Annotated in this window: 22 protein-coding genes and 1 pseudogene; 12 read left to right on the plus strand and 11 right to left on the minus strand. The window is 41.5% G+C overall.

The window, feature by feature from the left end:
• Window positions 1-84 precede the first annotated feature (84 nt).
• The gene (locus HWQ37_RS12135) at window positions 85-1,161 is read right to left on the minus strand and encodes a glycosyltransferase family 4 protein (protein ID WP_292747487.1); all 1,077 of its coding nucleotides are present in this window, start codon (window positions 1,159-1,161) and stop codon (window positions 85-87) included.
• A gap of 526 nt (window positions 1,162-1,687) precedes the next feature.
• Here HWQ37_RS12135 and HWQ37_RS12140 point away from each other — a divergent pair.
• Both HWQ37_RS12140 and HWQ37_RS12145 read left to right on the plus strand, forming a co-directional pair.
• The gene (locus HWQ37_RS12140) at window positions 1,688-2,407 is read left to right on the plus strand and encodes a hypothetical protein (protein ID WP_292747491.1); all 720 of its coding nucleotides are present in this window, start codon (window positions 1,688-1,690) and stop codon (window positions 2,405-2,407) included.
• A gap of 128 nt (window positions 2,408-2,535) precedes the next feature.
• Window positions 2,536-3,345, plus strand: coding sequence for an ABC transporter permease (locus HWQ37_RS12145; RefSeq protein ID WP_363318108.1), 810 nt, complete (start codon window positions 2,536-2,538; stop codon window positions 3,343-3,345).
• A 402-nt stretch (window positions 3,346-3,747) separates the two neighbouring features.
• On the opposite strand, the pseudogene HWQ37_RS12150 reads toward HWQ37_RS12145, so the two are convergent.
• The 5 genes and pseudogenes from HWQ37_RS12150 to pilM all read right to left on the minus strand — a co-directional run.
• Window positions 3,748-4,100 (minus strand): annotated as a pseudogene (locus tag HWQ37_RS12150) (transposase); the annotation flags it as partial.
• Between the two features lie 156 nt (window positions 4,101-4,256).
• A complete protein-coding gene (locus tag HWQ37_RS12155) occupies window positions 4,257-6,677 on the minus strand; it encodes an AMIN domain-containing protein (RefSeq protein ID WP_292747493.1) in 2,421 nt (806 codons plus the stop codon).
• 274 nt (window positions 6,678-6,951) lie between these two features.
• Entirely contained in the window at window positions 6,952-7,719 is a 768-nt protein-coding gene (locus tag HWQ37_RS12160) for a pilus assembly protein PilO (protein ID WP_292747497.1), read from the minus strand.
• Entirely contained in the window at window positions 7,716-8,492 is a 777-nt protein-coding gene (locus HWQ37_RS12165) for a PilN domain-containing protein (protein WP_292747499.1), read from the minus strand. The genes HWQ37_RS12160 and HWQ37_RS12165 overlap by 4 nt, the downstream gene beginning before the upstream one ends.
• Window positions 8,493-8,496: 4 nt before the next feature.
• Window positions 8,497-9,603 (minus strand): type IV pilus assembly protein PilM, encoded by a 1,107-nt coding sequence (pilM, locus tag HWQ37_RS12170; RefSeq protein WP_292747501.1) that lies wholly within the window; start codon window positions 9,601-9,603, stop codon window positions 8,497-8,499.
• A gap of 152 nt (window positions 9,604-9,755) precedes the next feature.
• Here pilM and HWQ37_RS12175 point away from each other — a divergent pair, with 152 nt between their 5' ends.
• A complete protein-coding gene (locus HWQ37_RS12175) occupies window positions 9,756-11,054 on the plus strand; it encodes an ABC transporter substrate-binding protein (RefSeq protein ID WP_292747571.1) in 1,299 nt (432 codons plus the stop codon).
• Between the two features lie 33 nt (window positions 11,055-11,087).
• On the opposite strand, the gene HWQ37_RS12180 is transcribed toward HWQ37_RS12175, so the two are convergent.
• The 3 genes from HWQ37_RS12180 to HWQ37_RS12190 all read right to left on the minus strand — a co-directional run bounded on the left by HWQ37_RS12180 (window position 11,088) and on the right by HWQ37_RS12190 (window position 13,593).
• Complete coding sequence (locus HWQ37_RS12180) at window positions 11,088-12,425, minus strand: bifunctional folylpolyglutamate synthase/dihydrofolate synthase (RefSeq protein ID WP_292747503.1); 1,338 nt, start codon at window positions 12,423-12,425, stop codon at window positions 11,088-11,090.
• Between the two features lie 328 nt (window positions 12,426-12,753).
• The gene (locus tag HWQ37_RS12185; RefSeq protein ID WP_292747505.1) at window positions 12,754-12,879 is read right to left on the minus strand and encodes a photosystem II protein Y; all 126 of its coding nucleotides are present in this window, start codon (window positions 12,877-12,879) and stop codon (window positions 12,754-12,756) included.
• 186 nt (window positions 12,880-13,065) lie between these two features.
• Window positions 13,066-13,593 (minus strand): gamma carbonic anhydrase family protein, encoded by a 528-nt coding sequence (locus HWQ37_RS12190; protein WP_292747508.1) that lies wholly within the window; start codon window positions 13,591-13,593, stop codon window positions 13,066-13,068.
• Between the two features lie 242 nt (window positions 13,594-13,835).
• Between HWQ37_RS12190 and HWQ37_RS12195 the strand changes: the two genes are divergently transcribed.
• The 7 genes from HWQ37_RS12195 to HWQ37_RS12225 all read left to right on the plus strand — a co-directional run bounded on the left by HWQ37_RS12195 (window position 13,836) and on the right by HWQ37_RS12225 (window position 21,000).
• Window positions 13,836-14,345 (plus strand): TIGR02652 family protein, encoded by a 510-nt coding sequence (locus HWQ37_RS12195; protein ID WP_465249693.1) that lies wholly within the window; start codon window positions 13,836-13,838, stop codon window positions 14,343-14,345.
• 78 nt (window positions 14,346-14,423) lie between these two features.
• Window positions 14,424-14,867 carry a VOC family protein gene (locus HWQ37_RS12200; RefSeq protein WP_292747514.1) on the plus strand — a complete coding sequence of 148 codons (444 nt, stop codon included), beginning with the start codon at window positions 14,424-14,426 and terminating at the stop codon, window positions 14,865-14,867.
• 142 nt (window positions 14,868-15,009) lie between these two features.
• The gene (locus HWQ37_RS12205) at window positions 15,010-17,853 is read left to right on the plus strand and encodes a M16 family metallopeptidase (RefSeq protein WP_292747516.1); all 2,844 of its coding nucleotides are present in this window, start codon (window positions 15,010-15,012) and stop codon (window positions 17,851-17,853) included.
• 9 nt (window positions 17,854-17,862) lie between these two features.
• The gene (locus HWQ37_RS12210) at window positions 17,863-18,474 is read left to right on the plus strand and encodes an RNA-guided endonuclease TnpB family protein (protein WP_292747519.1); all 612 of its coding nucleotides are present in this window, start codon (window positions 17,863-17,865) and stop codon (window positions 18,472-18,474) included.
• 201 nt (window positions 18,475-18,675) lie between these two features.
• Window positions 18,676-19,200: a plastocyanin/azurin family copper-binding protein gene (locus tag HWQ37_RS12215; protein WP_292747522.1), complete on the plus strand. Its 525-nt coding sequence runs from the start codon at window positions 18,676-18,678 to the stop codon at window positions 19,198-19,200.
• Between the two features lie 166 nt (window positions 19,201-19,366).
• Window positions 19,367-20,194 (plus strand): type I methionyl aminopeptidase, encoded by an 828-nt coding sequence (gene map / locus HWQ37_RS12220; RefSeq protein ID WP_292747525.1) that lies wholly within the window; start codon window positions 19,367-19,369, stop codon window positions 20,192-20,194.
• A 161-nt stretch (window positions 20,195-20,355) separates the two neighbouring features.
• Window positions 20,356-21,000, plus strand: coding sequence for a hypothetical protein (locus HWQ37_RS12225; RefSeq protein ID WP_292747528.1), 645 nt, complete (start codon window positions 20,356-20,358; stop codon window positions 20,998-21,000).
• A gap of 160 nt (window positions 21,001-21,160) precedes the next feature.
• Here the strand turns inward: HWQ37_RS12225 and HWQ37_RS12230 are convergent, their stop codons facing one another.
• Complete coding sequence (locus tag HWQ37_RS12230; protein WP_292747531.1) at window positions 21,161-22,636, minus strand: hypothetical protein; 1,476 nt, start codon at window positions 22,634-22,636, stop codon at window positions 21,161-21,163.
• A 209-nt stretch (window positions 22,637-22,845) separates the two neighbouring features.
• Here HWQ37_RS12230 and HWQ37_RS12235 point away from each other — a divergent pair, with 209 nt between their 5' ends.
• Both HWQ37_RS12235 and HWQ37_RS12240 read left to right on the plus strand, forming a co-directional pair.
• Window positions 22,846-24,243 carry an amidase gene (locus HWQ37_RS12235; protein ID WP_292747533.1) on the plus strand — a complete coding sequence of 466 codons (1,398 nt, stop codon included), beginning with the start codon at window positions 22,846-22,848 and terminating at the stop codon, window positions 24,241-24,243.
• A gap of 158 nt (window positions 24,244-24,401) precedes the next feature.
• Entirely contained in the window at window positions 24,402-24,569 is a 168-nt protein-coding gene (locus HWQ37_RS12240) for a hypothetical protein (RefSeq protein ID WP_292747535.1), read from the plus strand.
• Here the strand turns inward: HWQ37_RS12240 and HWQ37_RS12245 are convergent.
• A complete protein-coding gene (locus HWQ37_RS12245; RefSeq protein WP_292747538.1) occupies window positions 24,560-24,829 on the minus strand; it encodes a hypothetical protein in 270 nt (89 codons plus the stop codon). The genes HWQ37_RS12240 and HWQ37_RS12245 overlap by 10 nt on opposite strands.
• Window positions 24,830-25,464: the final 635 nt, after the last annotated feature.

Genomic DNA, 25,464 nt, shown 5'->3' on the forward strand with positions numbered 1-25,464 from the left:
AGCGCCCAGCATTTTTTCTTAGCTCTTGTTTGTGTAGGCGCTCATTCTATTGCCCTGACTCTAAGATTACACAAATTGCGATCGCTAGCTAGCTAAATCAACCAAACTGCGGAAATGCCCATTCTGAGAAAATCGTTCTGCGATTATTTGTTTATAAACCGCCTCATAGCCATCAGTCATGTGTTCAACGCTAAAAAGGCTTTCGACATACTGACGACAAGCATAGCGGTCTAACTCTGTGACGCGATCGATCGCACTGATGCACTCTTGAATATTATTGCAGAGGAAACCAGTCTTGCCGTGAGAAATTACCTCTTCAGTAGCTCCCAATTTCATCGCAATCACTGGCGTACCCGAAGCCATTGACTCAATCATCACCAAGCCAAAGGGTTCCCGCCAAGTGATGGGGAATAGAGTTGCGACTGCACCACCCATCAGGGCATTTTTTTGAGCATGGTTGGCTTCACCCAGATACTCAATTTGTTCTCCGTCAATGTGTGGTTTAATTTCTTTCTCAAAATATTCCACATCAACGACATCTATCTTACCTGCCATTTTTAAATGCCAACCGGCTTTTTTGGCAATTTCTATAGCTAAGTGCGCTCCCTTTTCTGGAGACATCCGACCTAAAAATGCTAAATAAGGAGGATCTTCTGGTTGGGAGTGAAACTCATAACTGCTGACATCAATCCCGTTGTAAACCGTCGCTATAGAGTTCAACCCTAATCTTGGTTCTCGTTGTGAATTGGAAATATTGACGTAGGGTTGTTTTTTTCCAAAACTAAACATTTTTTCGTTGTCAGGGGTAAAAATACCGTGTAACGTATGAACCGTAGGCGTTTTTACCAGATTTGCATAAGCCAGCGCCCCATGTCCGATATGAGAGTGAATAATATCAAACTCTTCTGCGCGTTCATACACCGAAGCGATATTCAGCATCTCGTAAATGCCGTAATCTTTGATAGTCGGATCGAGTCTGAGAGCGCGGGGATGAACTGACGTTAGTTTTGCCAGACTAATCGAATCTCCCGATGCAAATAAAGTTACTTCATGTCCGCGTCGGACTAATTCATCAGTCAGTAACCCTACTACTAACTCTATACCACCATAAGCTGGGGGCGGAACTCTCTCCCACAATGGAGCTATTTGAGCAATTCTCATCACGAACCTCCTAAAAAATAAAACTTGAATTAGAAGTTTTTTATTTCTGTTGTTTTAGTGCTGGTAATTGATTCACTTTGGCATCAGAGAGTAACTTCAGATACTAAACTTATTAACAATTTCCTTTAAATCTTATGCTGTTACTTCTATATTTTATATCTATCCTAGTACGGAAATTACCCACTTCTAAAGAGGTAAATACACTCTAGCTTATTAATTTTTGTTTGATTTTGTGTAATTTTAAATAGAGATTTTTTGATAAATAGGAACTTTCTATAATCGTCACAACCTACGTTTTGATGGTGATAATGGGCGAAAAAGCTCTATTACTGCCTGTCACTCATCTGATTTTAAAATGTTAATTAAAGAATAAAGTGCGTAGACACTCTTTGGGCGGCTTTCCCTACTCTAAAGGATAGCCTGTAGCCGCCCAAAGGGTCGATTTTCGTAAAATAGGGTAATTTTAAATCATAATAGCAATTTTTATCGAACAGAATTTTGTTCGATACGTTAGCAAGTATGGTGAATGGACAAACTACAGAAATTTTTTGGCAAGCTAGCTTTTAGCTTGCCTACCACGTCAGATAGTTCTCCGTTCATTGTCACGGAGAACTCTTTACCTTGTCCACAGCAACTTATCTCTACTGGTAGATTAGTAGTCAAAAAAGGCGTGCATCAGTATGGCTCTTGGCACCAGATTGATCAACTTTTGTTTTTTGCCCATAAAGAAACCTATCGCCAGTTGAGTCTTTTGATTCTAGGATGTATATTTTCTTCAAATGTAGGTAAGGTTGAACTCCTACTCACTCACAAAGAGAGCGATATAAAGAAGATTATTGTGGAGTCCCAAAATCTTGACATTGACACACTTACAGGGGGATTTTATGCAAAACCTTTTGCTTTTAAATATTGGCCTGAAGTTCAACAACGTCTTCATCCTCTTCATAACTTGCAAGTCTCTGATTGGGATCTGCCAGAACTATTGTTAACAGATGAAGACGACTGTTGTATAACTGAGGAAGACTGGAAGACTCGTTCTGTTATACGTGGCTTCGGAACACCATCGGGAGCAACGCGCTTTGCTGAATTACTTCTCAATATTGGTTTGTCTGAAACAGAAAGGCAGGAATTTTATCTCGAATCTTATGTAGGGAATAAAAGCGTAGCTCCAGGAAGTGCCGAAGCAAGACTTTGGTTGCCCGGAGGAGATTATTGGGACGATTCTCTGTTTGAAGAATGTGGCTGAATTAACGTGAGTTCGACGTGAGTAAAAAACGCCAGCAGCGCGCAGATTTTTGATGACTCGAAATATTGACTTATTACACAAAATATGATATTTTGTATTCCTATAATAAATAAAAATCACATATAAACGTGAATATCTCTCCATCTCTCAAAAAACCGCGTGTCTCATGGCAAGCGGTTTTCTCAGTGCTGATGTTTGTGTTCATGTACCTGCCCATACTGGTACTTGGCTTTTATAGCTTCAATCAGTCGCCCTACAGTGCAACTTGGCAAGGATTCACTCTCGATTGGTATCGCAAGTTGTTCAGTGACGATCGCATTTTATCAGCTTTGCAAAACAGTATGATCGTTGCTGGTTGTGCCGTGGCAGTTTCCGCAGTGTTGGGAACCTTGATGGCGGTTGGGTTGGCGCGTTACGAATTTCCTGGTAAAAAATTGTATCGCGGTATTGCTTACCTACCATTGATTATTCCTGATATTGCGATCGCAGTGGCTACCCTAGTCTGTCTAGCAGCCTTTGCCATACCTTTGAGTTTGTGGACGATAGTTGCAGCACATATAGTATTTTGTCTGGCTTACGTCGGACTTGTAGTTGCTTCCCGACTGACTAATTTAGATCCCCACTTAGAAGAAGCAGCACTAGATTTAGGCGCGACACCAACGCAAGCATTCATCAAAGTATTGTTACCTCAATTAATGCCTGGGATTGTCGCTGGTTGTCTCTTAGCTTTTGTCCTCAGCTTAGATGACTTTCTCATTGCCAGTTTTACTGCTGGTAGCGGTTCTAACACCCTACCAATGGAAATTTTTAGCCGCATTAGAACTGGAGTCAAGCCAGATATTAATGCTTTGAGTGTAATGTTAATTTCTGTATCTGCGATCGTTGCTTTTGTAGCTGAATTGCTTCGTGCTTCTGGAGAGAATAAAAACTTCAAATAAGAGTTAAATCAATTTTTGCTGGCATCAGATACCAATTTGAAAAAAGAATGCGACATTTGTAGAGACGCGATTCATCGCGTCTTTACCCAAGGATGTGTTGCAATCATTAATTGAATTGGTATTAATTTTGGATAAAGTCGAGCTAAGAGGTTGTTTGAAAAGTCGTTAGCTGTGATTTTCAGCACCTCTTGATCCCCCCTAGCCCCTCTTAAAAAGCTGTTATTACATAAAAACATAAAACAAATTGATAGACTTGTAGTTTTATTTTGCTGTGGATTCTTTTGTTGTTGATGACGACGTTAGCAGCATCTACATAATGCTTCAGGGGTAACAGGTCTTTGAGAGCTAGTTGATGATGAACAGCATTAAACCTAACAACTTATTCGCTGAATTCTACTCGTATAATCTACTGCGAAATTCGCTCAATACACTACAGTCAAATCCTGAATCTGTTAGCTCTAAACCAAGTGCATATTTCCAATCTATTCGACTCCTTACTGCATCTGCCGCTTGTCTATCTGTTAACCATAAAGGCAAATTGCATGACTGTAATTAATGCCAGTTTCCCTGGAGACATTGCTGATTGTCCTCATCTGGCTGGGAATAGGACGGTAAACTCTCTATCTGCATATAACATATAACACTCTTTATTCATCGTACATTTTCATGTACATATTCCCTTTTGGGAATGACGCACATGCTATTTGTGCTGTTTGTTCTGGTATTTCCCATTGATTTTTTGCATGCAGTGTCATACACAGATACCACAAGTTACTCTACTTTTTGTATCTTCTGACCTACTGCTCTAAGCCGTATTAGGGGGTAAGACCCCCTATTCGCCAGCTGTATCCGTAAAAGTTGTCGGGGATCTAAGCCTTTAGTAGAGGTGATTCACCTACTCATTATCTTTATTACCTACCAGGAACCTTCAAGCCTCGACGCTCAAGGATTTGTCGCACTTCTGGGCTGGGAGTGTAGTTATACCCGTAGGAGGACTTCTCAGAGTCGTCCATGATTTGAGGTGTAAGCAATACAATCACCTCATTGCGCTGATTCTGTCTGTTTGTATTTCTAAACAGCGAACCAATCAGCGGAAGATCACCCAAAATAGGAATCTTAGAGACAGTTGTCCGGTCTGCATCTTGAATGATGCCTGAAAGAATTAGTGTTTGACCATCTCGCAGGCGAATCGAGCCAGAATTAAGAGAGCGCTCAGATACCAAGAATATTTGTTGGCTACCACCTCCTCCAACATTGATGGTAGCTGGAGCTTGGGGTGCTTTGACAACAGGAGCCACCGATAGAGAGACAAAACCGTTATCGTCAATCCGCTCAATTTTGACAGCTAAGGTTAAACCTACTCGGTCTTTTTCCGCTGAAATCGTTTCTGTAGCAATATTCGCATCGCGAACGATTTCCCTTTTAATATTACCTACCACTTCCTGAGTCAGGTTGACATTAGCGGTTTGACCTTCTTGCACAATTAAGGTCGGGTCTGTCAAAATCTTGGCATTGCCATTTTGGACTTGAGCCTGCAAGCTAGCGAGAAGACGTTTAGGGAACTGTAATAAACTTGGCAAAGATGCAACAGCTGAACCAAGAGTACCTGGTACAATACTGGATGTGCCATCGGCGTTCCTTGTAATGATGTTATCGGTTGCTGGGGTGATACTAGAAAAACCTGGTTGTAGGGGGTTGCCAGTAGGCGCAACAGGTTGATAAAATACGCCAGCTCCTGAATTTTGAACTCTAAAGAGATTGCCATTCGCGTCTACTACAGTTGTACCTGGGGTAGTTCCTGGAATAGCTACGTTTGTGTTGGGGTTAACGAAAGGCGTTCCCGTAATGGGATTCGGAATGACAGGTGTACTAGTCACACTAGTTGATGCTTCAGCTCTTGTAGCTGGTCTCGAACCGCCAAAATTCAGAGATGCTGCACCGCCATCATTTGTAAAGTAATTGTTGCCAACCCCAAAAGAAAAGCTAGTGTTCTGGTCTTGGGTGTTCAACAGGTTAACATCAATAATCTTGACATTGACTACTACTTGACGACGGCGGATATCAAGCTGAGTTAATTGAGCCATTGCCATTTCAACTAGCCTGGGAGGGCCAATCAAAGTTAGAGAATTAGTACGCTCATCCCCTAATGCCTGTAAACCTCTAAGTAATGGGTTAGAGTCTGTAAAAGTAACCCGTTGAGTTTCAACTCTGGTTTCTGTAGTCGTCTGAGTTTGGGTGATAGGCGCAGCTCCAGCCCCAACAGGCACAGCATTAACACTGGTAACTTGTCGTTCTCGGCTGACGGCACTTTCTGCGCCTAAGCCAACCAAAAAATTCAGGGCGACTCCCACTGTTACCTGATTGAGTCGCAGGCTACGCATAATCATGTCACGAGTCGAATTAGGTAGTTTAGGCCCAACAAAAACCGTGCGATTACTGCGGTTAGCTTCCAAACCACTCAGGCGTAAGACGTAGTTAAACACATCTTGCACTGGCTCGTTTTCTATATCTAACGAGATTGTTTGAGAAACTGCTGGTGCATTAGCAGCACCTTGTTCACCTCCGATATAAGCCAGGTTCAAATTAGCCGCGCGGGCAAGCAGTGACAAAACCTCACGCACTGGCGCATCTCGCAGAACTAGACGAGGAACACGTTCCTGAGTTCCCAAGTCTAGTGTACTAGGAGAAGCATCGGTATTGGAGATGGCAATATCTCCCACTGGTGGGGCGACTGCTCTAGGTAAGAACGGTGGAGCCTGACTTAGAGGTTGACCTGGGCCAGCAGCTTGTGCAGGTTGTCCGTCAATGGTGACTTGCGGGTTGGGAACGAGAACGCTTGGTTTTTGACCAGGTTGGGCTGGAGTCGTAACAGGCGGTGCTGTGAAAGTTTGGGCTGTTGCCGTTGGTACTGACACTATAGTGCCTGACGATGGGCTAAAGCTGAGTGTAATTCCATTTGGCGATCGCATCACGGGTTGACTGCCTGGTGTATTGTTGCTGCCAGTTACCGTGACCCGAATACTATTAGCATCAAGCTGACTAACCTCAACAGAGGCAATTCCTGGGGCTGGGTTATCTTGACGAAAACCATTGCCTTGTGGTAATCGTAATTGAGTGTTGATAATATCAGCGACTAAAGCCTTGCCTCTTTTTGTAGTGAAAACTTGGGGGCGTGACCCAGAAGAAGTTTTCAAAGCAACGTTAATTCCACCATTAACTGGATTTAGTTTGACATCAGTAACTTGACTCATTTGGGCCAAGACTGGTTGAGCTGCCAAAAATACAAAAGCGGCAGTACCTAAAATAAAACTATTACCGTGAAGCTGTTTCACAGTTCATTCCTCACCTTATAAAACCTTGTTTACCAACAATTAATTTTGAGTGTTTAGAAACCTCATGCCTGTTGTTTCTCCCAGGGCGAGACGTGCGCGTAGCTTGCTTTCCCGCAGTAATACAAGTCGGGCATTGCCCACTCAACGCACTGGCTCTACACGAGACTTTACCCACCTCCGTGGGTTTCAAACTTTCAATTTTTTCTTAGTTTGCGGCAGCAGACTACCCACGTTTGTGTCGCTGCGAATTCTATTTTTCCTAGCCCTAATTTGACTACTTTTTCGGAGCTGCTAAAGCTGCTGCTGCTGCTATTTGTTCTGGACTAAGTGGCATCAATACCTGTAACTGGAATGATGTATTAATCGCTGCTGGGCCAACCTGCATCGGCGTTTTATCTAATGGGGATCTTGACTCTGCTGGAGCCAAGGTTGCTTGATAATCTTTAACTATTAACAAAGGCTGTAACCGCTCAATGTTACGAATTATAGATTGTGTTTGTTCATAAGTTGCTGTAATGTCGGCACTGACAGTACTGCGTTGCAGCTTGCCGTTAACCTGTAGTCCTAGACTTCCATCGGTAATCGGTTCTGGTTTTTGAGAAATCGGCACATATCTCTTCAGTTTGGCTCTGACTCCATTCATAGAAGTTGAAGTATTGCCAGACTCAATTAAGCGGTTTAAATCCAACAGCAATGTATCTAAGGTTTTTTCGTTAGCAAATAAACTTAAAACCTGAACTTTTTGCTGCTTTGCCTGTGCTAGTTCCTCTTTTACTTTGTCAATCTGTTTGATATTGGCTTTTTTTTGTTCAATTTGCGCTTGCAGTTCGGAATTTTTGGCTTGCTGCTGCTGATAACTTTCCCAAGCTGGCATCAGCAGATTTAACAATATATAACCTGCTCCCGCTAAACCAATCACCCCCACTAAAATCCCAATAATTTTTGGTGTGAAGGCAATACCAAATAACACCGGTGAGGCTGGCGCTGCCTGATCGAATTCCCCACCTTGTTCGGCAAAATTTAAATCATCACTCAGCGTCATTTTGAAATGACTCCTGTTTGTTGCATATTACGAATTCGAGTCACTAACCCCACTGTGCCTTTTTTTTCCAACTCCCTGATTAATTCCGACGCTGGAACGTCGTTCATACTCGATTGAATAGTGTATTTAACTACTTGGGGTGGTTTAATTATTACATCATTAGAAGATTGACCCACACCTGGCGTTAAGGGAGCATCTACTAACGCTGCTGTCAGAATTCTGGTTTCTGTGGACTTCAAAAACTGAGACTGTTGTAAACTCAATAAGAAATCATTGACATCATTAAAAGAACGAGCCAATCCGTTAATTTCTAATCCCCCTGCGGGATTATTTGGTGGCTGACCTGCCGCTACTGCAACGGGTGGGATTTGCCTGATGCTCTCGATTTGCACTGTCGTTGGGATGCGATCGCGCAAATCTTGCAACATTGCTGACCAAGGACGAATCTGGTCAAATACAGTTACTAAAGCTTGGGTTTCGCCTTTAACTGCGTTCGTCTCGCCTTTAATTTTGTTGAGATTTCCTATTTCTGTATCTAATCTCTTGCTTTCTTGGTCTAGTTGTGCTATTTGACCATCTAATTCAACAATCTTCCCTTGCAACAACCACCAAGCAACCCCCAATAAAGCAGGAAGACCAATACCTACTGCAACTCCCACATACACTAGTGTCAAATCTCCCGTAGGAAATTTTAGGCCTATTCCTCCTTTTCTCTCTGGCTTTTTCTGGTATGCTGGGCGGTCTTTAAGAAAGTTAACATCTAGGCTGTACATTTTATTACACCTCCCGCATTCCTAGACCGAGTACGATCGCCAAACCAGAGCGTTGTACTTGTGGATATTTATCAGTGTCCACTTCCAAAGATAAAGACCCGATTGGATCTATTTGGGAAGTTGGCAAACTCAATCGTTGGGTAAAGAATTCATCTAGCTGTTGGAGTCCACCTCCTGGCCCAGCTAATAAAATCTGCGCTACCTCCAAATTTTCACTTTGATTCAAGTAAAAATCGATGGAACGGCGCAGTTCATCCGTTAGTTCTCCTAAGACTCTCAATATGGCAGCCATGCCAGGATCGATTTCGGTAACGCCAGTTTTACCGCCGTCTATGGGAGTTGCGGGAATAACCATTCCGTGTAACATTTCCATATCTCGTGATGTAGGTAAGCTCATTGCCCTTGCTAAGGCAGTTTGCATTTGATAAGTCCCAATTGGGACTGTGCGCGAAAATTGCGGTACTCCGTTAACGATGATGGCGATTTCTGTACTGTCGAACTCGATATCAACTAGTACTGCTGCTTCTTGCGGCCCAAATTGTCGCAGTTGTTCACGAATAGTCCGAATCAGAGCAAAACTGTTAATTTCTAAAACATCAATTTGTAATCCTGCTTGCTCGAATGTACTTATATAGGTATCCGTTATCTCCTTACGGGTGGCAACTAGGAGTACGTGTACTTTTTCAATACCATCTTCATCTACAAAATACCCAAGTTTCTGATAATCTACATCAGCCTCTTCACGAGGATAGGGTAAATATAAACCTGCTTCATGGTTCAGCACCATTTCTCGCAGTTCTTTATCATCTAACTCTGCTGGCACTGGTATAATCCGAACGATAGAATCTCGTCCGGGGACACCAGTAGCAACGCGAGAAGTTTTGATTTTGCTCTCAGCTAGCGCTTGCTGGATTAATTGCGCCATTGCTGGAGGGTCGCTGATTTGACCATCGGTAACTATCCCTTCTGGAACTGCTACCGATGTATAGATTTCTAATTTCAAGCCTTGACCCTGCTTGCGTAGCTGAACTACATTCACCCGTTCGGGAGCAAGTTCAATGCCTACCCCTTTTTTCGATTTGCCAAACAGACTATTGAAGCTTTTTACCACAGTTTTGCCCGCTGGACTGCTAAATTGAAAATTTAAATTTGTTGCAGTAAAGGCGTTATATATTACGTCTTTACGGGTAATTTATTTAGCCTATAATCTCAACAATTGTGTCTAAGCTTTTCACACTGATCAAGCGTAAAAATACTGGGAAAATGATTCAATTGCGAAAATTTAAACAACTTGTTGCTTTGGTACTGCTTGGCTTATTAACCAGTTGGATTGTAAGTTGCAGCACAGGTAATGTTAATACAAGTACAAAACAAGCGGCTTCAGGAGTGGGAACTGTTGAGTTTTGGACAATGCAACTCCAACCTCAATTTACCGACTACTTCAAAAGCCTAATTGCGAACTTTGAATCGCAAAATCCAGGTATAAAGATTAACTGGGTCGATGTACCTTGGGCGGCAATGGAGAACAAAATATTAACAGCTGTCTCCGCAAAAACGCCACCTGATGTAGTTAACTTGAATCCGGGTTTTGCTTCTCAACTTGCCGGACGAAATGCCTGGTTAGATTTAGATGCGAAAGTCCCGAATGATGTACGTTCCTCCTATCTGCCGAATATCTGGAAAGCAAGCATACTAAATGGTAAGAGTTTTGGGATTCCCTGGTATCTCACCACACGGTTAACCATTTATAACACTGATTTATTAAAACAGGCAGGTATCAATAAAGTCCCTGCAACCTACGCAGAATTGGCACAAGCCGCACAACAAATTAAAGATAAGACGGGTAAATATGCCTTTTTTGTAACTTTCGTACCGCAAGATTCCGGTGAAGTGCTGGAATCTTTCGTCCAAATGGGAGTCACCTTAATAGATACTGAGGGTAAAGCGGCGTTTAATTCAGCACAAGGTAAAGCCGCGTTTCAGTATTGGGTAGACTTGTATAAAAAAGGGTTGCTTCCGAAAGAGGTTTTAACCCAAGGACATCGCCACGCGATCGATTTATACCAATCTGGAGAGACTGCCTTTTTAGCTTCTGGGCCAGAGTTCCTGAAAACGATCGCAAATAATGCCCCAAAAATTGCTCAAGCTTCGGGAATAGCACCTCAACTCACTGGTGACACAGGTAAGAAGAATGTCGCGGTGATGAATATAGTTATTCCCCGCGATAGCAAACAACCAGATGGCGCTGTGAAGTTTGCTTTATTTGTCACCAATGACGAAAATCAGTTAGCCTTTGCTAAAGCTGCAAATGTCCTACCTTCTACAATCAAAGCATTGTCTGATAGTTACTTTAAAGATGTTCCAGCTAATGCTTCAACAATAGAAAAAGCGCGAGTTATGAGTGCTAAAGAACTCCCAAAGGCAGAAATATTAACCCCTACCTTGAAGGATTTCAATAAACTGCAAAAGGCTGTTTACGAGAACTTGCAAGCAGCAATGTTAGGAGAGAAGACTGTAGATAAAGCTGTTGAGGATGCGGCGCAGGAGTGGAACAATAGATAGATAAATTCGTAATTCGTAATTCGTAATTATGATTTACGAATTATATTTGGTGTTTGCTAAAAAGTCGCCTACTAAATAAAGGGAACCGCACAAAACGATTAAATCTTCTGTGGTGGTGGTTGAGGTTGCGGCTTCTAGTGCTGTGAATAAATCTGGATGGATTTGGCGATCGCTTAATTCGGGGCAGAGGTTGTAAGCTAGGTTTGATAATTCCTGTAAATCGGCGGAAGTTCTACCTGGCCAGGGTTCTACTGGTATCGGCACTAAATAAAGGCGATCGCCTGGTCGCAGTAATGCGGTAAAAATATCAGTATGATCCTTATCGGCAAACATTCCCATCACCCAATTGACAGGCTTGTGGTTAACTGCGTCTAAGCTATCAACATACTGGCGGAGAACTTGGGCGGCGGCGGTATTATGAGCGCCATCAAGTAATAATTTATGGTTTTTCCAAGTAGTCCATTGCATCCGCCCCGGCCATTTAGTTTTTGCTATGCCGTGAATTATGGCTTCTTCTGAAATCTGCCAACCCTGTTGTTGGAGAATTTCTAAAGCTGCTAAAGCCAAAGCTGAATTAGTTAACTGAATCTGTCCCGCTAACGGCAATGGATATTTAATAGAGTGATGGGCTGATTCTTTAATTTCCCCCTCTGCCCCTCTGCCCCTCTGCCCCTCTGCTTCATATATATACTCTGCCCATCCTGTAGCGATTTGACGGGAGGGTTGGGGTGTAAAAAGTGGGCATTGTAATTCTAAAGCACGCGATCGCACTACTTTCTCTGCCTCTGGTGGCAATGTCCCAACCACAACGGCACATCCAGGTTTGAGAATACCTGCTTTTTCTCTAGCAATATCAGCAACAGTAGGGCCTAGTTGCTGCCAGTGTTCGCGGCTAATAGAAGTAATGAGCGTAACTAGCGGTTCCAAACAGACATTGGTTGCATCTAAGCGCCCTCCTAGTCCGACTTCTACCACAGCTATATCAACTTGTTGCTGGGCAAAATATAACCAAGCAGCCGCCGTAATTACTTCAAACTGAGTTGGCGGCTCGTCATCAGGATGAATAGCTGTTTGGACTTTTTGGAATAATTGGCTCAATTCCTCAGAGGAAATTGGCTGTTCATTCAGGCAAATACGTTCTGTCCAATCAACTAAATGGGGGGAAGTGTAACGTCCTGTCCGATAACCAGCCTCAGTGAGTACCGAGGAAAGATAGGCACAGACTGAACCTTTGCCATTAGTGCCAGCAACATGAATTATCGGGACTTGGTAATGGGGATTGCCAAGATTTGCCAATAGATTGACAATGCGATCGAGTCCCAGATGGACACCAAAGCGTTGCAGGGGTTGTATTACAGAATCGATATTCAAGGAAGGGTGTGTGGGATGAGGGAGACAAGGGAGACAAGGGAGACAAGGGAGACAAGGGAGACAAGGGAGACAAGGAGATAAATAAAACTCCTAACTCCTAATACCAATTCTCTGTAAGCTTGCACTTAATAATTACTACTTCTTTCTTGGCGTACTTGGCGTACTTGGCGGTTCGTTTAATAAATACTAAGTGCATCTTTATAGCGAATTAGTATAACTCTTAACTCAGCACTCCTAACGCTCCATGTCTCATTAATTGATATGAATAAAAACGACTGCCTCTGTGAAGAGAAACAGTCGGGTAAAAAATGATGATATTGAGCCTAATTTAAGCTTCTCTATCCAAAAAGCCTTGAATTTGTCTTAAGGCCGCAGCGCCAATATTAAACACTGCCCAGCTAGCAGCAATGGCAACTGGTGCTAAAACGATCGCTATACGGAAATCGATATCCATATCTAAGAACCCCTCTCTTAAGTAGAAATTAAAGTTTTGTCAACTGCTCTCATTTTTATTTTTAGCTGAAGTGGGCAATTTTTCCAAATCGAAATGTAAAGAATGTTTAAATTATGGGGCATTGGGCATTGGGAATTGAGCATTAATTATTTCTTCCTTGCTCCCTTACTCCCCACTCCCAACTCCCTAAGACTTGCTAAAACCAATATCAGTACCTTTACCAGCATGAACTAAAGCTAACTTTTGGTAACGTTTAGCGTGTTCAATCAGTTCTGCGGCTTCAATATCTGTTACTTGGCGTAATACTTTACCAGGAATACCGACAACTAGGGATAAAGGCGGTACATTTTTAGTTACGACTGCGCCAGCACCAATAATACTACCAGCGCCCACTCGTACCCCATCTAAAATCACTGCGCCAATGCCAATCAAACTTCCCCGCTCAATGTAAGCAGAATGTATGACAGCGCGATGCCCTACGGTAACATGATCTTCTAAGATTGTTGGAAAACCAGCATCACCATGTAAAATTGCACCATCCTGAATATTTGTGCATTCGCCAATTTCAATCAGTTCTACATCTCCCCTAACCACTGCTCCATACCAAATGCTCGCTCCTGTTGCTATATTTACCGAACCCATAACAACAGCATTGCTCGCAATGAAGGCAGCTTGAGAAAAATCAGGAGATGTCCAGTAAGAAGCGGTAGACACGATAGAATATGAATATTGTACCCAGGAACACTGGAGAAACACCAACCTTCGAGGCTGGTTGCACAACCAGGATATCACAGTGTCAAGCCTCTACGCTGAGGAAAACACTAGCGAACAATGTTCCTGCCGCAACACCGTGTCTATGCAGCAGTGAGCAAGTAACTCAAAGTGGTTGAGCCGAAGTGTATAATCCAACCCAGTAGTGCTGGTGATGACAAAATTATGTTTGTACGCACTTCATGATGAATCCAGGTTTGCAGTACCCGATGTTTGGGCCGGAAATACAGTGTCCCCATTGTCGCCAGACTATTCCGGCGCTGACACTAACAGATACCTATTTGTGTCCTCGTCATGGCGCGTTTGAGGCTAATCCTAAAAATGGAGAGTTAATCCATTTGCAATCGGGCCGTCATTGGCGGAGGTGGAATAATGAATGGTATAGACAACACACTCATCCTGATGGTATTCGCTTTGAAATTCACGAAGCATTAGATAAGCTCTATACCCAAGGCTTTCGAGCAACACGAGTGGTTATTGCCCGACGCTATCAGGAGTTGATGAGTGGCTATTTAGAACGCAGCACACCTTGGCGTGCTGGACAACCAGAAGCTACGGCTGCGCGTTTATATGGCTTACCCGTGGAGTTTAGCCCCGATACTTCAGAAGATGACTGTTGGGAAGTGATTAATTTCGACTTGGAAAAAGAGCCTGGTGTCCCTGTACGCTACCCTTATTTCAGGTTGTTTGAGTAATGGTCATTTGTCATTAGTCATTTGTCATTAGTGAATAACCAAGGACAAATGACTAAGGACTAAGGACTAAGGACTAATATGCACCACGTTTCTATTCGGACTGCGAATATTCATCGAGCGATCGCTTTCTACGAACTTTTAGGGTTTACAATTTCAGAACGTTTTACCACAGGCTACACCCTAGCTTGCTGGATGGAAGGATTGGGCGGCAGAATTGAACTTATCCAAATTCCCGAACCAAAACCAGCCCCAGATGCCTTTGCTGATGAACATTATGTGGGATATTATCATCTCTCGTTCGATTTAACTGAAATTACACCAGATTTACCTAGTTGGTTGACAAATTTACAAGAACGTGCATTACTAGCTGCTGAGAGTCAAACCGAAGAATTACAACCGTTGAAGGTGCTTTTAGAACCGACACAACAGCAAATAGGCGATCGCATTTACGAAGTGGCTTTTATCGCCGATACTGATGGTTTACCTCTAGAATTCATTCGGGTTTTAGCAAAACTCCCATAATTTAGCTTTTTTATGACCTTTATTGCTAATATATTGTTTTTCTATATTGTTACCGAAGTCACAGATTTTTTTACCAGATTGAAGTGTAGTCACTCACGAAAATAATTATGTAACTTAATTTACAGGTATATTTGCTAAATACATGTATGCATTTTCCAAATTTTATTCCAAATTTTATAAATATCCCTTGCCGTTATTACTTTTAAGTTTATGGCTAGTAGCAGTTTTTTTGTTAAGCGATCGACCTGCTCATAGCCAACATTCAGTTATATCTAACAAAGAAAAATATCAGTCAACCTTGCTAACAAAAACAATAATGTCCTCAACACTGACAGAAAATGTCCGTAAGACAGTGCTGGAGAATGGTCTAACTGTCCTGACAAAGGAAGTACATACTGCGCCAGTGGTGACGGTGCAGGTGTGGTACAAGGTTGGCTCACGTAACGAAGAAGCGGGTGTAAATGGCATTGCCCACCAGTTGGAACACATGATGTTTAAAGGCACTTTAAATCGTCCAATTCAATTTGGACGTTTGTTTAGTGCTTTAGGTAGTGATTCTAATGCTTTTACCAGCTATGACCAAACTGCATATTACGGTACTGTGGAACGAAACAAGCTGAAAGCGCTCTTGATGCTGGAAGCAGACAGAATGCAAAATTGCCAGATTGAGCCAGAGCAATTAGCGAGTGAGAAGCGGGTAGTAATTTCGGAGTTGCAGGGTTACGAAAATAGTCCAGAATATCGCCTCAACCGCGCCGTCATGCAAGCGGTGTTTCCCAATCATGCTTACGGGTTGCCTGTAGGTGGTACTAAAGCTGATGTCGAGAAGTTTGAAGTTGAGCAGGTAGAAAAATATTACCGCAATTTTTATACTCCCGATAATGCCGTCTTAGTGATTGTTGGAGATTTTCAAGCTGCAAACACTCTCGAAACAATTAAAGAGGTGTTTGGCAAATTACCGAGGCAGGAGGCAGAGGGCAGGGGGCAGGAGGCTGGAGTTTCTCCCTCATCTCCATCACTCAGCACTCAACACCCAGCACTCAGCACTCCCATAGTATTGCGAGAACCGGGAGCAGGGCGGCTGTTACAAGTTGTGTATCCGCTACCGGATGCAAATCAACCGGATGTCCCGGCGCTGGATGTGATGGATTACATCTTGACAGAGGGACGGAATTCTAGACTTTATCAGGCATTGGTGGAATCAGGTTTAGCTAGTGAAGTTACAGCATCCGTTACTAGTTTGCGAGAATCTGGCTGGTATGAGGTGTTGGTAACGGCTGGAGCTAAACAAGATTTGAAAAAAATTGACTCAATGTTGAGTAGCGCGATCGCTAATGTAGCAGAAAAAGGTGTAACTTCTGAGGAAGTTGAACAAGCCAAAACTCAGTTAGCAGCAGATGTAATTTTGAGTAACCGTGATATCACCTCTCAAGCGATGCGATTGGGCACTGATGAGACAACTGTTGGTGATTATCGCTACACAGACCGCTATTTAGCAGCTGTTCGTCTGGTGAAGCCGACAGATATTGTAGCTGTAATTAAAAAATATCTGACAAAAGAAGCGCGGACAGTCGGCTTTTTTGAACCAACCGAGAAGCGGATAACAGAAGTTGCTGATAAACCAGACTCAGCCCAAACTACAGAAAATTTTTCTCCTGGCGCACCTGTGCTTTTTTCTGAGGTGGTGAAATACTTACCGTCTGTAGATTTGGCTATAGATGCAATTGCCCAACTCTTACCAGATGAATTTAAATTTACCAACGGACTGCGGATATTACTGTTAACCGACAGGAGTACTCCCACTGTCACCTTGAGCGGTTATATTCAAGCTGGGACGGAATTCGATCCAGATAATCAAGCTGGATTAGCTGCTTTTGTGGCAGATAATTTGCTAAATGGCACTAAGAGCAAGGATGTTTTAACTATTGCTAAAGTCTTAGGAGAACGAGGAGCAAGTCTAGACTTTCAAACCTACCGCGAAGGTGTGCATATCGAAGGTGATAGTTTAGCAGATGATTTGCCGATACTCCTAGAGATATTGGCAGATGTGGTTAAAAATAGTAACTTTCCAGTCAAAGAATTGGAACTGCATCGCCAACAAACTTTAACTGATTTGCAACAGGAATTAGATGAGCCATCAGAAGTAGCCAGAAGGGTATTTGTTCAGTCAATTTACCCGAAAAAACATCCCTTACATACTTTTCCTACAGAGGAGAGTATACAGCAGATTCAGCGCCAGGATGCGATTGATTTCAAAGCTAAACATTATCGTCCAGATACGACAGTGCTAGCGCTGGTGGGAGATTTTGATCTAGACAAAGTGCGATCGCTGATTAAAAATAAGTTTGGAGACTGGGAAGTTAGCGGCCAAGCACCCACATTAAAATATCCTCCGGTGTCTCTACCACAGAAAATAGTCAGTATCAACCCAGTTTTACCAGATAAAACCCAAGCTGTAACATATATGGGTTATACAGGCATTAACCGTTACGATCCTCGGTTTCATGCAGCCTTAGTATTGAACCAGATATTGGGAGGAGATACCTTATCTAGTAGACTAGGTGCAGAAGTGCGCGATCGCCAAGGTTTGAGCTATGGAATTTATAGCTCCTTCCAAGCTGGGAAGAATGCGGGTACATTTTTGATAGAAATGCAAACTAGTCCTGAAGATAGCAGTAAAGCGATCGCTAGCACCCGCCAAATTCTACAGCAAATCCATCAACAAGGTGTAACTGCACTAGAAGTAGAAACAGCAAAACGCACTCTCATCAGCAACTACAACGTTTCCCTAGCAAACCCAGAGGAATTAACAGATAGAATTCTGATGAATCAGGTGTACGGACTAGATAAAAGAGAATTGCACTCGTTCACTGATAAAATCCAGCAAGTCACCCTTAGCCAAGTTAATCAAGCGGCTCGTGAGTTACTCCACCCAGATAAAATCGTAGTTGTTACTGCTGGCCCATCTGTGTTACCAGAGTGTTGAGGTCGAACAATGCTTTTATCCATTAAGACAAAGTTAAAACTAAGTAGAAAACAAGAAACAATGATGAGTAAACACGCAGGTATTGCGAGGTTTACTTATAACTGGGGTTTAGCGACTTGGAATAATCTTTATAAAGATGGATTAAAGCCTAACAAATACATCCTTAAAAAGTTCTTTAACAACCACGTCAAACCTGAGTTTACATGGATTAAAGAAACTGGTATTTGTCAGAAAATAACTCAATATGCCTATGCTAGGGTAGCTAATCTCAGGAAGGATACGATCAATCAAATCACTACTTTCTTATGCAAAAACCACGCAAAAATAGTAGTAGAAGATTTAAACGTTTCTGGGCTGTTGTCCAATCATAAATTAGCACAAGTAATTGCTGATTGCAGTTTTCATGAGTTCAAAAGGCAGTTGGAATATAAAGCTAAAAAGTTTGGTTGTGAAATAATCATTGCTAGTCGTTGGTTCCCGTCAAGCAAAACCTGTTCAAATTGTGGTCATGTTCAAGATATGCCACTTAAAGAAAGAACCTACAATTGTAAAAATTGCGGTCACTCGATGGATAGAGATTTAAATGCCGCGATTAATTTATCACGTTTGGCTAAAGCGTGAAAGCTTACCGAGGGATAACCGCTCCCATGCTCCCATTGAAGTAAGAAGTAAATGTCTAGACTTGTCTAGTATTTATATAGCAGAAAAGTATTAGGTAGAGATAAGCCACTGGCATGGATAATATAAAGAATAGGTAAAGTGGTTTTTCCCGCAACCTATCAATTATTCCTGCTCATCAGCATTGCCTTTTGAGAATTAGTGATGAAAATTTATAACTGTTTTTACGAAATTGTAATTAAATCCCTTACTTTCCCAATACCTGCTTGGCTACAAATATTACGGCGTAACTACGTGATATTAACGTTACTCCTAGCTCTAAATTTCATCGCTGCTACTCCAGCAATGGCGGCGAATTTGTCTGGTGATTTGCTCAAGCAACCAGCTATAGAAATTACAATTAGCTTGGGTAATTCAGCTAACGAACTCAAGTTTGAGCCAAATCATTTGGAATTTGAGGTTGGTAAACGCTATCAACTACAGCTTAATAATCCCAGCCAACTGAAGCACTATTTTACCGCTAAAGATTTTACCGATGGCATCTGGACACAAAAAGTCCAAGTAGAGAAAGTAGAAATCAAAGGAGCCATTCACGAACTGGAACTCAAACCCGGTGGTGAAGCCGAATGGGTATTTGTCCCCCTGAAATCTGGTACTTATGGCTTACGTTGTACAATACCGGGACATACAGAAGCAGGTATGACTGGAGAGATTGCCATCAAAAATTAAATTCTCTGCGTACCTATGCGTTTAAATTTCAACCCTCAATTCATCACAATTTTAGACCAAACTGTACTAACTCCCATAGTGTTAAATTATAGATATTATTTCTCAATTAATCTAGAGAAAGCATTCATACTTCAGCGTCAAAGCCACCAGTAATTATTAATTTCCCATGAACATTTTCAGTAACTTACTTTCTCAAGCTACTCAACCAGCACCAGCGAAAAAACAGCGCCGAGGAATTGAAATTAAATCGCTGCGTGAAATTGAAATTATGCGGCAATCATCGGCAATTGTCGCAACTGTCTTAAAAGAAATTGCCGAGTTAGTAAAGCCAGGAATGACCACGGCTGATTTGGATACTTATGCAGAAAAACGTATCCGCGAAATGGGTGCAACACCAAGTTTTAAAGGATATCACGGTTTTCCAGGTTCTATTTGCTCCAGCATTAATAATGAAGCAGTACATGGCATTCCTAGCCCCAAGAAAGTGATTCGCGTTGGGGATGTATTAAAAGTAGATACGGGCGCTTATTACCAAGGTTTTCATGGTGATTCTTGCATTTCAATTGCTGTTGGAGAAGTGACGCAAGAAGCTGCTAAATTAATTCGCATAGCAGAAGAAGCTTTATATAAAGGCATTGAACAAGTTAAGGCTGGTGTATATCTTCTTGACTTAGCTGGAGCAATTGAAGATCATGTGAAATCTAACGGTTTTAGTATAGTCGAAGAATTCACTGGACACGGTGTCGGTCGTAACCTGCATGAAGAACCTTCAGTATTCAACTATCGTACTCGTGAGATGCCAAATGTTAAACTCCGGGCGGGAATGACGCTGGCAATTGAGCCAATTTTAAATGCGGGTTCTAGACACACGCGGACATTATCTGACCGTTGGACAGCAGTCACTATGGATAATTCTTTGTCGGCTCAATTTGAGCATACAGTTTTGGTAACGGAAACTGGTTATGAGATTTTGACTGACCGTTCTAAGTTGTAATTGTTAGTTGTAATTATCTGTTGTTGAGAGGTGAAGCGTCCAAAGATGACGATTTACCTCTTTATTTTTTAACGTATAGGTTTGTAAAGGTAAGTAAAATTATCCTAGACGATGAAATTTATTACGGATAAGGTAGGAAAAACATTCGTATTTATTCAAAAATGACAAGTTTTTTTGAACCTATACCTCACATTTCTTTTGCTATATTTTATCTATGGGTTTGTACTCTGAATTTGTTACCAATAGCAAGCGCTGCAACTCCCAAAAGTGCTAAGAAACAAGTAACTTGTCAAGCCAAGAAACTAGGATATGATGAAGCACTTCTGTTATATCTAAGAAAACCGCAAGGAGAATTTGAAGATGGAGGTGCAATTAATATATACGAAGACGCAAAGTTAAAAGTACTAGCGAAAGGTATTGAAAACTGGATTTACATTAGCGTTATTGATGCAAATAGTCCTAAACAAAAAGGCTTAGAAGGTTGGATGCGTAGTAGCAGCCTAAAATGTAGTAGCAATGTAGCTCAGGTTAAACCCGCACTCTGCGAAGTAACTGGATTGCAATCAGGGCAATTAGCTTTGCGTGCCACAGCTGGCGGAAAGCCAACAGCAGGTTTAGACAATGGCAACAATATCACATTACTTAAGCCTGACGTTGTATCACTTCAAGGTCGCCCAACACCTTGGGTTAACGTGCGTGTTACTAATAGTTCAAACAACAGAATTGTCGGAAGGGAGGGGTGGATTAATTCTCAATATATAGATTGCTATAGCAAAGAAAGCAATGATGCAATAAGTTATCCGTAGAATATTATAGTAGTCTTAAATCATTTGGAAAATAAATTAACCGCAGAGGCGCAGAGAACGCAGAGAGAGGAATTAGAGATTTTCACGACTTATTTAGGATTGCTATAGATAACCGCTATATAGCAATCTTATTTAATTTTTCACAAATGGTTTTGGACTGCTATATTTTATTATTATCTGCATAGTTATTTTTATAAATAGGAAGCATCTCTTTAGCTTGTATAGAGACAGATGTACTCTCTGGAATAGCTTCTAATAAGTTAATTGCTTGCTGTAATTTATCTTGTGCTTGCTGCCTAATTAGTAGTGAATGAGGCGAACTTTGGATAAATAAATTAGCTTCTGTTGCTAGCTTGTGGGCTGATTCTAAGTTTGCTAAGGCTTTCTTTTCAATTAGCACTCTTTGACTGATAGATTTATAGTTAATTTGATAGTAAGCTAATTTATTCTTTGCCAGTTGATAAACTGATGTTTGATTAGGAATGCTATCTAACAAAATTATTGCCTGATACCATTTAGTCTCTGCTTGTTCCCAGACTTTTAGGGGATGCGGTGGCTTTTGAACTAGAGAAGCAGCTTCCATAGCAAGTTTTTGAGCAGATTTTAACTTAGCGATCGCTCCACTATCATCTACGGCGATCGCACTTCCTTTTTGAGTTAAACTTAGACTGTGTTCTCTAAGTTTCCAGCCACCAAAAGTTAAGATTAATAAACTTGAGGCGATAATCAAAGCTGAATATACTATTTTGGGTGTTGAAAACTTTGGTACTCTTTCTACTTTCTGGCTACTAATTGCTTCTTGACTACTTTCCTGTTCAATCTTTTTCAGGGATTGTTCTGCCTGTTGACTTAAAGTGTCACTCTCAATGATTAAAGTAGCAATTTGTTCTTGAAAAAAATCACAATCATTGAGAATATCTGTTAACTCTTGAAATTTTCCCTCACTTGATATGATTAGTTCGTGGTCATCATCTAACCACTCTAAAGCGAAACCAGATTTACCATAAAAAGCTGATACACCTAATAAAATGTTTAATAAATTGCAACTACTTTTAATAGTATTAAAAACATAGTTTATTTTTTGTTTTAGCTGGAGTAATTGTTTTTTACAATCGTCAATTATCTGAATTTGATGTTGTAAAATATGAGATTTACCAAAGTCTAATTTAATTTTTAAACTTTCATTAAGTGTTGTAAATTCATTGGATATACTGAGATGAGTAATATCAGAATTTAGTTGATTTACTAATTGAATATCACTGAGAATATCAGCCACTATTGCTTGCAAAAAATAACCCCATTCAATCCAATCATCAATTTTTAATTGTAAATCAGTCAAGGAAATTTTAGTTTCTGAGTTGCCAAATTTTCCTGCGATCGCTGGATCTACCAATCCTAGATTAGGTATAAATAAAGTAGCTTCTGTAATTAATCGCGGAAGTGTAACGATCGCAGAATTTTTGACGCTCTCAAATCTCAATTCCTGAGCGATTAATTTTTTAATATTCCGTAGTTTTTCCTGAGCATTATTGATCGGGATCATTTGTTCGATGATTTCATTAGAATCGCCAATAGTCAGCTTTAGACTCTGAATCAGTGTTGGCAATTCACTAACAAGTATTTCTAGGTTAGCCATAAATACCCTTTAGGGATTTGTCGAAAGTTTATGCAAAACAATTAAAATGGCTTGCGTAAGAATATAACCACGTCTGTGGCATCTGAGCATCCTAAATAAATCACAAATTTCAGGTAGCTATAAAATGTATAATTCCCATAAATCCGGCTAAAGTAACAATTTTAGTTTCACAATCCCAGAGAAAGACAAAGTTACCCATTCACTAACCCATGAATGAAGTTGATTTAGCATTTACCCCAGCACTCGATTTAGCGCAATTAATTCGTCGCCGCGAAATATCACCACTAGAGTTGGTAGAAATATATTTAGAACGGATTGGGCAATTAAATCCCCAATTAGGAAGTTATTTTACGGTGACGGCAGAATTAGCGATCGCAGATGCCAAAGCCAAAACCGAATTATTGACAACTACCTCAGAACTACCGCCATTTTTTGGCGTACCAATTTCCATTAAAGACCTCAATGTTGTAGCCGGTGTTACCTGTACTTATGGAAATCCGGCATTACTGAACAATGTCCCTAACTATGATGATGGTGTTGTTACCCGGATTAAGCAAGCTGGATTTACAATTCTTGGTAAAACAGCCACTTCCGAATTAGGTTCATTTCCATACAGCGAACCTGCGGGTTTTCCCCCAGCCAGAAATCCGTGGAATTTAGAATATACCCCTGGCGGTTCCAGTGGTGGCGCGGCGGCGGCGGTAGCGGCGGGATTGTGTGCGATCGCTCAAGGTTCTGATGGCGGTGGTTCCATTCGGGGGCCTGCGGCTTGTTGTGGTTTGGTGGGACTCAAACCATCCAGAGGCAGAGTTAGTAAAGCACCCGTTGGCGAACGCCTCGCCGGAATTGCCGCCAACGGCCCCATCGCCCGGACTGTTGCTGATGCTGCTGCCCTTTTGGATGCCATCTCTGGGTATATTACAGGCGATCCTTACTGGTTGCCAGATCCCGAACCATCATTTCTCGCTGCCACTCAAACAAAACTCGGTGCTTTGCGAATTGCCTTTGACACTAGCATTTCTCCTATGGGAGAAGCTGACGCTAGCTGTCAGCAAGGTGTCCGCCAAACAGTCCAGTTATTAGAACAACTCGGCCACCACGTTGAACAAAAATCCCCAGATTTTAGCGGTTTAATTAAACCATTTCAAAGCGTTTGGCAAGCTGGAATTGCGGCGGCGGGACTTCCTGTTGAAGCTTTACAACCGATGAATCGCTGGCTATTTGCACGTACTGGTTCTGTCGGAGAATACCTGCAAGCAGTTTCTCAAATGCAGATAGTGGCACGGCAGATTGTGGCGTTTTTCGATACCGTGGATGTGCTGATATTGCCAGTTTATTTACACTCACCCATCCGCGTTGGGGAATGGGCTTCGCTCAGTCCAGAAGAGACATTTCAAAATATTATTGAGTGGGTTGCTCCTTGTCCACCGGCCAATGCAACTGGACAACCTGCGATCGCAATTCCTGTAGGTTTTGATAGTAAGGGTTTACCCATGAGTGTGCAGCTAATTGGTAAACCTGCGGCTGAAGCTACCCTGATCAGCCTAGCAGCACAATTAGAAGCGGCTAACCCTTGGATTCATCATCGTCCAGCCTTCGCAATATAATGCCAAAATTCTCAAAATGAAAACTACATATTCACTCTAGTTATTTTTCGGAACTTTATTAAGGAGCTTCATCGTGAGTAAAAGTTAAGCAGATAGAAACATTCCCGCAATAAACTGGAGTAAGATCCTATTACAGCCAGTGAACAGAGATTAATTCTATGCCTACTGCACTTTTAAAAAATGGTGAGAGTGTCCAAGTCGCCCTAGAAGACTTAGAGCAGTTCATTCAAGAGAATGAAGAAAACATAGTAGTTCAGCACGTCAAGCGCCGGGGAAAGCTTAGAAGGAAGTTGGCTGAGGTTGAGAACGTTACAGTTCAGCAATAGATAATGACTGTGACGTTCTCATCAGTAAACAGCCATTCCTCTTCTTCTAGCATTTCTTGGCTTTTACCGTAAAAAACACCACACGCTTTAAAGCATTTGTAGTCTGTTTTCGGGTCATCGCTTGGACGTAGGCTATATTCAACTTCTTTCCCCAACTCTATATATACCCATATCCCTGACCTTCCTTGAACTTGACCGTCAACCCAGCCCTCAGAGGCAGACTCCTCGAAGTCCTCACGTGTAACTTTTACTCGTAACATTTTTTGCTTTACCCCTTAATCTTGTTATTCACTGGTGTTATTCCCACACTTTGTAATTTTGGGTTTTAGCTCCAACATTAGTTTTCCTTGTGAGATTTACTAGTATGGGTAACATTCAAGGTCACTATCTGAGCATCGCCAGCTATTAAGCTTTTTAGGTCATCGTTCAAAAAGCGAAAGCCTTGAAAGCAATACGAATCAAGGTTCCAAGCCTGCCTGCAAAAAAGTTCCAAAACCGCAGGCAAGGTCAACAATAAACTAACGCTATGCAGTATTAGCTGATACCAGTCGATCTAATACAATCACTAAGCCAATCCTTTAATCCCTGCTAAAAAAAGGCAGGGGTTGATAATTTTGTTGAAGACATAAGGGTAATTTAGCAGATGTTATGAGTATCTATATAAAGAAAAGGTATTTTCTTTTTATTTTGTGATATACTCATTTTACAATTTCTTCATGATTGGTTTTTATCATCACCAAAACATAAGAGAAAATGCCTGAAAGCTAGATAAACGAAACATCTTACTTGATGTAACTACAATATCTTAGTTGATATAACTGCAATATATTAGTTGAGATATTAGTTGAGATATTAGTTGAGATATTAGTTGAGATATTAGTTGAGATAACTGCTG

It is taken from the genome of Nostoc sp. NMS4 (assembly GCF_017115095.1).
GTDB lineage: Bacteria > Cyanobacteriota > Cyanobacteriia > Cyanobacteriales > Nostocaceae > Nostoc.

Excerpts from the sequence above, each read along its gene's own strand:
- HWQ37_RS12135 (WP_292747487.1), bottom strand. The coding sequence starts at position 1,161 with ATGAGAATTGCTCAAATAGCTCCATTGTGGGAGAGAGTTCCGCCCCCA.
- map (WP_292747525.1), top strand. The coding sequence starts at position 19,367 with ATGAACATTTTCAGTAACTTACTTTCTCAAGCTACTCAACCAGCACCA.
- HWQ37_RS12200 (WP_292747514.1), top strand. The coding sequence starts at position 14,424 with ATGCACCACGTTTCTATTCGGACTGCGAATATTCATCGAGCGATCGCT.
- HWQ37_RS12240 (WP_292747535.1), top strand. The coding sequence starts at position 24,402 with ATGCCTACTGCACTTTTAAAAAATGGTGAGAGTGTCCAAGTCGCCCTA.
- HWQ37_RS12210 (WP_292747519.1), top strand. The coding sequence starts at position 17,863 with ATGCTTTTATCCATTAAGACAAAGTTAAAACTAAGTAGAAAACAAGAA.
- HWQ37_RS12225 (WP_292747528.1), top strand. The coding sequence starts at position 20,356 with ATGACAAGTTTTTTTGAACCTATACCTCACATTTCTTTTGCTATATTT.
- HWQ37_RS12140 (WP_292747491.1), top strand. The coding sequence starts at position 1,688 with ATGGACAAACTACAGAAATTTTTTGGCAAGCTAGCTTTTAGCTTGCCT.
- HWQ37_RS12235 (WP_292747533.1), top strand. The coding sequence starts at position 22,846 with ATGAATGAAGTTGATTTAGCATTTACCCCAGCACTCGATTTAGCGCAA.
- HWQ37_RS12175 (WP_292747571.1), top strand. The coding sequence starts at position 9,756 with ATGATTCAATTGCGAAAATTTAAACAACTTGTTGCTTTGGTACTGCTT.
- HWQ37_RS12245 (WP_292747538.1), bottom strand. The coding sequence starts at position 24,829 with ATGTTACGAGTAAAAGTTACACGTGAGGACTTCGAGGAGTCTGCCTCT.
- HWQ37_RS12230 (WP_292747531.1), bottom strand. The coding sequence starts at position 22,636 with ATGGCTAACCTAGAAATACTTGTTAGTGAATTGCCAACACTGATTCAG.
- HWQ37_RS12215 (WP_292747522.1), top strand. The coding sequence starts at position 18,676 with ATGAAAATTTATAACTGTTTTTACGAAATTGTAATTAAATCCCTTACT.
- HWQ37_RS12185 (WP_292747505.1), bottom strand. The coding sequence starts at position 12,879 with ATGGATATCGATTTCCGTATAGCGATCGTTTTAGCACCAGTTGCCATT.
- HWQ37_RS12195 (WP_465249693.1), top strand. The coding sequence starts at position 13,836 with ATGAATCCAGGTTTGCAGTACCCGATGTTTGGGCCGGAAATACAGTGT.
- HWQ37_RS12160 (WP_292747497.1), bottom strand. The coding sequence starts at position 7,719 with ATGACGCTGAGTGATGATTTAAATTTTGCCGAACAAGGTGGGGAATTC.
- HWQ37_RS12165 (WP_292747499.1), bottom strand. The coding sequence starts at position 8,492 with ATGTACAGCCTAGATGTTAACTTTCTTAAAGACCGCCCAGCATACCAG.
- HWQ37_RS12205 (WP_292747516.1), top strand. The coding sequence starts at position 15,010 with ATGTATGCATTTTCCAAATTTTATTCCAAATTTTATAAATATCCCTTG.